Source organism: Endozoicomonas sp., assembly GCF_051008435.1.
Classification (GTDB): Bacteria; Pseudomonadota; Gammaproteobacteria; order Pseudomonadales; family Endozoicomonadaceae; genus Endozoicomonas_A.
Genome location: NZ_JBPCXO010000219.1, coordinates 1 through 7,171, shown reverse-complemented (window position 1 = coordinate 7,171; position 7,171 = coordinate 1). Strand labels below are relative to the sequence as shown.

Below are 7,171 nucleotides of genomic sequence, written 5' to 3'. Positions count from 1 at the left end.
ACCTCTACAACAAAGCGAGCAAGGTGCCGTTCCGGCAAGTAGTCATCGACACTGGCAGGAAACATGTCAGGCGTACTGCGATCAATGGGTCGAAAAGTCCACTTCTTCATTTGACAGAGGTCGTTGTCCTGGGTAGTGAGTACAGACGATTATGCCTGTTTTTTGCTCTTAGTCCGACAGGCTCCCAGGATTTGGCCACATAATATAGTGGTCCCCATAAACCAATAGGACTTACGCATTGACAGCGCATCCTGAGTTTTGATAATTGGCAGAAATGACTGTTTTTCAGGAATGAAAGTGAGAAGTACTACTCGACCCACTACTGCTCGATGCACCCTTTCACAATACATGGGCTTTTTGATGAGTGAGCCAAAATCATCAATATGTACAAGGCTGACTGAAAAGAGGAAAGAAAACTGCGCTCATCATCTTCAAGCAGGTCATCGTATTGCTGGGCGACAAAATCCAGCAGAGACTGAGAGTTGGTCAAGTAATAGTCTTCCGGTATTTCAACTACTTCAGTCATCGGTAAGCTGCCAATCAATGCGGTAAAAAGCTAAGATTACCCAATTTATTCAATTGGAAAACCCCCATGAGTGATGATGATCTGGTCACTGAGGCCCATTTGCTGGAAATTGTTGAAAACCAGCTGACTGAGAATAACCCTACAAGGGTTAAGGAAACCCTGCTCAGGTTGACCATGACCGGAATGGAGAGACAGGAGGCCATGGATTACATTGCCTGTGCACTCTCCGTTGAAATTATCGATGTTATTCAAAATGAGGCAGCGTTCAACCTGAAAAGGTATGAGCAGAATCTTGACCAGCTGCCCGACACTCCCTGGATGACCGCTTAAGTTCCAGCTGATTCCAGACTGATCCGGTCATTCCATACATGAGTTCATTCTCTAATCTGATTGCAGGAGGTTTACTGGCAATGAGCTTGGTAGAGTGGACTCAGATCTGATAAAAAGAATGGAAAAATGACCATGCCCTCCAAATATTACCCTTTCGACAGCGAAACGCTGAAAGAGCCTCTGGACGAGCGATGGGCTGCCAGAAGAAAAGCAGCCGATGCAACCCGAAGGCTGATTGAAAACCTTGTGAACACCAAAGCTTCGGTAGAAGAGCTTGAGCAACTGGCAGAAGCGATCTCGTTTCAGGCAGACAACCTCGAGAAACAACCCATGGCCAAGGGACGTTTTGACAGCACTGACGCCGTTGCTTTTGAACAGAAAACCATCTCAGAGCTGAGCTACGAGCTGAACCCGGTCGAAGGTAAATCGAATCCACTGGCGCCTCCTCTGAATATCTGGATGGATGATGAGGGCGTTTATGGGAAGACGATGCTGGGCTGGCAATATGAAGGTCCTCCCAATACCGTTCATGGTGGTTATGTTGCGGCTCTATTTGATCAGTTTCTTGGTATTGGCCAGAAAATTACCGGACATCCCGGCGTGACCGGTCAAATGTCGGTGAAGTATCTGAAGCCAACCCCATTGAATACTGAGTTGACGTTTCAGGGGCGATTAAAAGAGTCCGAAGGTCGCAGAATCATCATGACGGCTGAAATACTTGCTAATGGTGCAGTCACCGCCACAGCAGAATGTCTTTTCATTCGCATCAATGCAGAAGCCTTCAAGCGCATGAAAGAGGGAACTTAACCCCTCGGAAAGCCTGTTGGACAGAGAAAGCTAAAGTCCGGCAGGCGGCTAAACCCGGGTTTTCCGGGATCTCAGTAAACGAATGTCTTTGACGCTGCGGTTTTTGAACAGCAGGGAAGGAATCGTGACTCCCACTGCCAGAGAAAGCAAAATAAAGACAGTATTCAGACCATAACTGATGGTCTGCATCAAAAGATCTGTTGAGAAGGTGGAGGTCTGGCTCATCTCCATCAGTCCCATCATGCTTCGATAGGCAAATACGCCCGGTACCATTGGAATAACAGCTGGTGCCATAAACACAGTCGTGGGTGTGTGCACCCAGTGAGCAAGCTGAATAGCGAGAAGTCCCATGGTGCAAGATGCAAGCAGTGTGGATGTCAGTAGGTCGAGACCAAAGTGCAGAGCCATACCTCTTAACCCATATCCTACTGCTGCCAGAAGTGCTGTGGCCCAGAAAGCCCGAAGGGGAGTGGTGAACAGAGTGGCAAATCCCATGGCGGCCAGAGCAGCCCAGCAACATTTCTCAATCAGTAACCCGATCATATCTGATAAACCCCCAATAGCGCGGAACTGATGACAATGCCCATGGCTATTGCAAAGGCGATAACGATGCCCTGCATCGCTCGTGCCTGTCCGACAATAATATGACCATGGAGCAGATCAATAATGCTGTTGATCATGGGAACACCGGGAATCAGAAAAAGCACTGAAGTGGCAACGGCTATTTCCGGTGAATCTCCCCAGTGAAACACCAGTCCAAGTCCACTGATGGCCGTGGCACTAAAAGCAGCAGCGATGCTCAAAGCCAGGTTATAGCCACTGGACAGCATTTTGTTGCGGGCGGTAAAGCCGATGGCTGTTGCAGCACCTGCCAGCAGCATGGCTGGAATTTCTCCGCCGGCCAGACGACAAAATGCCATGCCTGCCAGAGAGATCATGATCAGCAAGATCATTTTGGGGTAATGAGGAATGCGACGAATACGCTCCACTTCCTGAGCGATGTCTGTCAGGGGCCAGCATTCAACAGAGACTTTCCAGCTCATTCGACTGATGGCGGATACCACACTCATATTGACGGCATAACTGGGAACTCTTCGAAAAGCCGTGTGTTGCAAATGAGGACTTTGTTGATCAGACAGTGTCAGGGTGATGCCGGCAAAAGAGAAAAACAGTTCAATGTCATAGCCCAGGGCATGAGCTATTCGTCGTACATTACGATTGACGCGTTCTGTATGGGCGCCGGATGACATAAGCAGTGCAGCAATATCCAGTAGAAGACTGGACACTGTCCGGTGATCATAGTCAGGAAGTGAGGTTGGTATAGACATGAATTGCAGATTCTGGAGAGAGGCAAAGGGATTCAGAAACTATAGCGGGCGAGGGCGAAAATCTCCCTGATACAGGTCAGGATTTGAGCAAATTAAAAGAAAGAAAAATGCCGCCAATGGAGCATCCCGGTGACGGCATCAGGGTGTTCATGCTTTTGAAAATAAAGGGCAGTGGTTAACGGTCGCCTTTACCGGCACCGCGAATTCGAGGGTCATCTTCATACCCTTCGGTTGCGGTACCACCTTCAGAGGTGGTGGTTTGAATCGTCACACCGCCGTCGACATCCAGAATGGTGCCTGTGATGTAGCTGGAGGCTTCGGAAGCCAGGAACAAGGCACCGTCGGAAACATCATTACTGGTACCCCAGCGGCGCAGAGGTGTGCCCTCACGGATGGTTTCATACATGCCGGGAGTTTTCAGAATGACGTTTTGCATACCCCAGGAGTCCTCAATGGGTCCGGGCGAAATGCCGTTGACACGGACACCTTCAGGGCCCCATTCCAGAGCCAGAACTTTACAAAGCATATTAACACCGGCTTTGGCAGAGCATACGTGAGTCTGGTATGGCAATGGGCGTACTGCTTCCGGAGCAGTGATGGCCATCAGAGAAGCACCAGGCTTACGCAGGAAGTCCCAGGAAGCCTTGAAAACATTAAAGGTACCGAGCAGGTCAATATCAATAATGGATTTAAATGCGTTGGCACTCATACCAATGGCAGGCGCATAAAAGTTACCTGCCTGACCTGCGACCACGATATCGATACCACCAAACTTTTCGGCAGTTTCTTTCATGGTTTCATAGACACGATCATAGTCGCGTACATCACCGGGTAGACCCAGGGCTTCGCCGCCCAGGTCCCGAATTTCCTGTGCTGCAGACTCAGTGCGGTCAACAGTTCGACTCATTACTGTGACTTTAGCGCCCTGCTCGGCAAAGCGCTTGGCAATGGCCAGGTTGAAGCTTCGGGTGCCACCGGCTACGTAGGCCACTTTGCCTTCAAGAATGCGATCCTTGAATGTCGTCATTTTGATTCCCTCATAACTTTTTCCATGAACGCGCTACATCCTGAAAAATGATGGCGGCGTTCATGGTTGTTTATTCTTCTACTTCTATGAGACCTGTTTTACAGACGATCAGGTATTTGAATGCTGTAAAGGTTGGGTGTTTTACAGCGCAGCGCCATCGAATTTAGCAGAATCAAAAATGGGTTAAAAGGAAATGTAAGACAGTAGGATTAATTAAAATTTTCGTACCCTGTTTGAACTAGTTGCCATGCGTTAGAAAACGGTTTCTTTTAGGTAGATTGCTCTAAAAATGGGGAAGATGGCTATGTAGGCTGTTGGTTCAGATATGATATAAAGCCTCTCAGCCATGAACGAAAAATTATTTTATCCTCTGGGGTGAACGTATTTTTCGAGAAACAGTAAGCTGTCATATGAGCTGAGAAATATGCTGCAATTCTTAAAAGATGTAAAAAATATGCACTGGGCTCCAAGGTTGATCCTGGCCCTGGTTGTCCTGAAAGTGATCGCTGATGTGGTTCGTGAACAGGCCATTTTTTAATTGTCATTCTGCTTTGATGGAAGGCCTGTTAAGGTCAGGGTAAATTATAAGTCTGTAAATGGACTGGAGAGCATGGAATGGTCTTTGTCATCCTGGGATTATTGATTCTGGTCTTGGTTTTTGGCCCCCAGATCTGGGTGAAACGAACACTCAAAATGCACGGTGGTGATCGTTCTGACCTGCAGGGGACAGGCGGTGAACTGGCTGTTCACCTTGTGGAGCGTTTTGGTCTGGAAGGCGTCAAGGTCGTAAAAGGTAACCAGGGAGAAGACTTCTATAATCCGGAAGACTTGCTGATTTCGCTGTCACCTGAAAACTATGATGGACGTTCAGTGTCTGCAGTGGCAGTGGCCGCTCATGAAACCGGCCATGCACTCCAGCACCAGGAAAAACATGCCGGATTTATGCTCCGCCAGAGACGTATACGTCTTGCCATGACCATTGAGCGTTTCAGTGCCATGGCTCTGATGATTACTCCTCTGGTTTTTGCTCTGACCCGGGTTCCTCACAGTATCCTGCTAACGGTTATCATCGGTGTTGCCGGTATGCTGGCAGCGATCTGGGTACAGCTGATCAATCTTCCCATGGAGCTGGATGCCAGTTTTAAAAAAGCTCTGCCCATCCTGTCCGAAGGTTATCTGTCTGAAAAAGATATGCCCGCTGCTACAAAAGTGTTAAAAGCCGCTGCCATGACCTATGTGGCTGCTGCCCTGGGCAGTCTGCTCAATCTTGGCCGTTGGATTGCTATTCTCAGGCGTTGATTACGATAGCTTTCGTTCCGCTGGAGGTCGGGATTCGATAGAGCCGGTGGCGTATGGGGGTATTTTCATGATGTTCCGTGAACAGTCCCGTCATTCCGGGCCGGGGCTGTTCAGCTGATAGACAGAAAAGTTCCGAAGTGATTCAAAGGCTGACTTTTAAGGAGATGAAATTCAGCCATCAAAATGTTTGTGCAGGACTTTCAGGAGTTGGCGGCTATCTCGTCGGCTAAATCCTGATCCCATTCAAAGTCGATGTTGAACTTTCCGGTAGGGTAAAGCGTGAACTTTGCTTTATTCCAGCGATTATTTTCCCCTTCTGTAGTTATCTCATATAACTTTTTAAAATTTTTGTATGCTTTATAACCAACTTTGAAGAACTTTCTTTCTGAATTAGAGATGTATTCGCCTTTAAAGTTGGCCGCATCTTCAAAGAACTCTACAAAAAGCCATGCTTCAGACCAGTCATCACTGATAGCGTCTGCAATCTGCTGACCAATGCTTGCATACACATCATCTATGAACATATTGAAGCTCTCTAACTATGAAGATGAGCTATTATGCTCGCAGCTCTAGGTAATCTTTGAAAAAATCACTGAAGCTATCAGCAATTTTGTTATCTACTTTGTGATGGAACAAGTTATAGCTGACTACAGGGTATTCTCCACTATTATCAGTAGAGCTAGAGTCTAGACACCAGCAAATTTCATAATCTTTAAAGAACACTACGATTAGATTTTCTGGCAATTCGTAATCTTCTCTGGCTGTCAACGTATCACCAAAAACGGTCCCACCATTATCGAGGGCTGCGTGATTGTCTTCTATACCAGAAATTTCAGCATCGATAATCCCACCTCCACCATATTCAGAAAGAAACTGTCTAAAGGATTCTGGTAGTTTAACCTCCAAAATTTTCTCTAGCTTGTTGATTTGATCACTAGAAGCTGAGCCAAGCCAGAATAACTCATTATCGGCTTTCTTCACATTATCGATTAATGCACTGTAATCTTTCATATTTCACCTATTTGAAATCTTCAGCTCTATGCTTCCAATACTCTTTTCTGAACTTTTCATATTGATAGTGTATTGATGGATCATTGCGAAAACTACGACCGTCTTCAATCAAGCCATGGAGAGGCTTGTGATGTTTCTTATGGAGTGTTGAAGTCAGTTCCACCATGGGCCCAGGCTCTTGCCCCAAAATATGGTGCAAGTTGATTTGTTTACCATCAGGCCCAATAGGAGCATATCCGTTTTCCATTAAATCCAAGTTTGTCCACCCTTCATCTTGAACCTTCTGACGGATGCTTTTGTGAACACTCCTATGTACCATTAATGGAGCTCCCAGATTAACATCTACTGCATTCTTATAGACCTTCCTGCCATTAACCTCTACTGGAGAGTACTTACTATCGCTGAAGTCATCAGGGACTTTATCATCAACAGTATTAGATGTATTGACCTCTGTTTCAGTTCTATTGTCATGCTGACTTTTATCCCCATTCACACGATTCAAATTTGTGAGGCCTTGCACAACCTCTGTGATGCTTTCTCCTCGAGGAGGAGGGTTATTCTGTGGTGGAGGTCGGTTATCCACAGGCAGGTCTTTGGTCATATCCCCTGTGGTCTGCGTGCGAAGTGTCTTCTTCTCGCTGTGTTGTTGGACCACTTTCTTGAGATCAGCCAGTTCTTTGAGTGACTCCCCAAGATCGGTCATCTGCCGAGCCAGCCGGGCTTTACTGGCAAGATTGACAATAGCGCCTGTACCCGCTGGCACAGCAGCCAACACCAGGGTCAGTAAAATTTCAAAAGCGGCACTGCCTGCCAGTTCACTGATTTCCAGGCTGTGTTGAGCTT

General features: G+C 47.0%; 9 protein-coding genes and 2 pseudogenes. 4 read left to right on the top strand and 7 right to left on the bottom strand.

Going from position 1 to position 7,171, the window contains the following annotated elements; genetic code table 11:
• Positions 1-297 precede the first annotated feature (297 nt).
• A pseudogene (locus ACR2PX_RS11425) lies at positions 298-402 on the top strand (IS701 family transposase); the annotation flags it as partial.
• A gap of 40 nt (positions 403-442) precedes the next feature.
• On the opposite strand, the pseudogene ACR2PX_RS11420 reads toward ACR2PX_RS11425, so the two are convergent.
• Positions 443-526, bottom strand: a pseudogene (locus tag ACR2PX_RS11420) (hypothetical protein); the annotation flags it as partial.
• 66 nt (positions 527-592) lie between these two features.
• Here ACR2PX_RS11420 and ACR2PX_RS11415 point away from each other — a divergent pair.
• A complete protein-coding gene (locus ACR2PX_RS11415) occupies positions 593-856 on the top strand; it encodes a hypothetical protein (protein WP_433999488.1) in 264 nt (87 codons plus the stop codon).
• A gap of 132 nt (positions 857-988) precedes the next feature.
• A complete protein-coding gene (locus ACR2PX_RS11410) occupies positions 989-1,663 on the top strand; it encodes a PaaI family thioesterase (protein ID WP_433999487.1) in 675 nt (224 codons plus the stop codon).
• A gap of 48 nt (positions 1,664-1,711) precedes the next feature.
• Here the strand turns inward: ACR2PX_RS11410 and ACR2PX_RS11405 are convergent, their stop codons facing one another.
• From ACR2PX_RS11405 to ACR2PX_RS11395, 3 genes are all read right to left on the bottom strand, one after another.
• The gene (locus ACR2PX_RS11405) at positions 1,712-2,206 is read right to left on the bottom strand and encodes a threonine/serine exporter family protein (RefSeq protein ID WP_433999486.1); all 495 of its coding nucleotides are present in this window, start codon (positions 2,204-2,206) and stop codon (positions 1,712-1,714) included.
• Positions 2,203-2,991 (bottom strand): threonine/serine ThrE exporter family protein, encoded by a 789-nt coding sequence (locus ACR2PX_RS11400; protein ID WP_433999485.1) that lies wholly within the window; start codon positions 2,989-2,991, stop codon positions 2,203-2,205. Before ACR2PX_RS11400 ends, ACR2PX_RS11405 begins: the two co-directional genes overlap by 4 nt.
• Before the next feature lie 175 nt (positions 2,992-3,166).
• Positions 3,167-4,018 carry an SDR family oxidoreductase gene (locus tag ACR2PX_RS11395; RefSeq protein WP_433999484.1) on the bottom strand — a complete coding sequence of 284 codons (852 nt, stop codon included), beginning with the start codon at positions 4,016-4,018 and terminating at the stop codon, positions 3,167-3,169.
• Between the two features lie 615 nt (positions 4,019-4,633).
• Between ACR2PX_RS11395 and ACR2PX_RS11390 the strand changes: the two genes are divergently transcribed.
• Positions 4,634-5,317, top strand: coding sequence for a zinc metallopeptidase (locus ACR2PX_RS11390; RefSeq protein WP_433999483.1), 684 nt, complete (start codon positions 4,634-4,636; stop codon positions 5,315-5,317).
• 200 nt (positions 5,318-5,517) lie between these two features.
• On the opposite strand, the gene ACR2PX_RS11385 is transcribed toward ACR2PX_RS11390, so the two are convergent.
• From ACR2PX_RS11385 to ACR2PX_RS11375, 3 genes are all read right to left on the bottom strand, one after another.
• Positions 5,518-5,841: an immunity protein YezG family protein gene (locus ACR2PX_RS11385; RefSeq protein ID WP_433999482.1), complete on the bottom strand. Its 324-nt coding sequence runs from the start codon at positions 5,839-5,841 to the stop codon at positions 5,518-5,520.
• A 31-nt stretch (positions 5,842-5,872) separates the two neighbouring features.
• Positions 5,873-6,328: an SMI1/KNR4 family protein gene (locus ACR2PX_RS11380; RefSeq protein ID WP_433999481.1), complete on the bottom strand. Its 456-nt coding sequence runs from the start codon at positions 6,326-6,328 to the stop codon at positions 5,873-5,875.
• A 7-nt stretch (positions 6,329-6,335) separates the two neighbouring features.
• A partial coding sequence (locus ACR2PX_RS11375) for an HNH/ENDO VII family nuclease (protein ID WP_433999480.1) occupies positions 6,336-7,171 on the bottom strand: 836 nt, incomplete at its 5' end.